Genomic DNA, 841 nt, shown 5'->3' with positions numbered 1-841 from the left:
GGCGAGCAGTCCGCTTACCCGCGGGCCTATGATCTGCTGATCGTCGACGAGGCCCACAACGTGGCCCCTCCGGGCGCGGCTAAGTACGCCACCGACTCCATGCGCACCCTGGCCATTCGCCTGCTGGCCCCGCATTCGAGCACAAGCTGTTCCTCTCCGCCACCCCGCACAACGGTTACAGCGAGAGCTTTGCCGCCCTGCTGGAGCTGCTCGACAGCCAGCGGTTCGCCCGTGCCGTCACACCCGACCGCAATCAATTGGATGCCGTCATGGTCCGGCGGATGAAGTCGGAGCTGAAACTGCGCTGGGACGGCAGCCGGCGCTTTGCCGAACGGGTCGTCAAACACCTGGAGGTGCCCTACACCGAGGAGGAACGCCAAGCCCACCGCGCCTTGCAGACCTATTCCGCGCTGCGTCTCAAACAGGCCACCTCCGACGGCGAGCGCATGGCCGCCGAGTTCGTCCTCAAGCTGCTCAAGAAGCGCCTCTTCTCCTCGCCTGCCGCCTTCGGGATCACACTGGAAAAGCACATCGCCAGCGTCGGCCGCCGAGCAGCCGCGAGCACCGCCGCGGTCGCCCGCGACATCGAGGATTTCTCCGACGATTACGCCGACGACGAGGCGTACGAGCTTGAAACCGGCGAGGTTGTCGGTTCCGTCAGTCAGGCCCTCTCGCCGATCTCCGCCGAAGAACAGGCACTGCTGCGACAGCTCAGCGCCTACGCCGCCAAAACCAGTCTGCGCCCCGACAGCAAGGCCCGGACCCTGATCGATTGGCTGAAGCAGACCCTGCGCCCCGGCGGCCAGTGGAACCAAGCGCGCGTCATCATCTTCACCGAGTA

The 841-nt window shown here is 65.9% G+C and carries 1 pseudogene; it reads left to right on the top strand.

The features are described from left to right. Positions 1–269 precede the first annotated feature (269 nt). Positions 270–841, top strand: a pseudogene (locus tag THIMADRAFT_RS24230) (DISARM system SNF2-like helicase DrmD); the annotation flags it as partial.

The organism is Thiocapsa marina 5811 (assembly GCF_000223985.1).
Lineage (GTDB): Bacteria > Pseudomonadota > Gammaproteobacteria > Chromatiales > Chromatiaceae > Thiocapsa > Thiocapsa marina.
The sequence above is the reverse complement of the archived record's forward strand: the minus strand, read 5'-3'. Positions and strand labels throughout refer to the sequence as shown.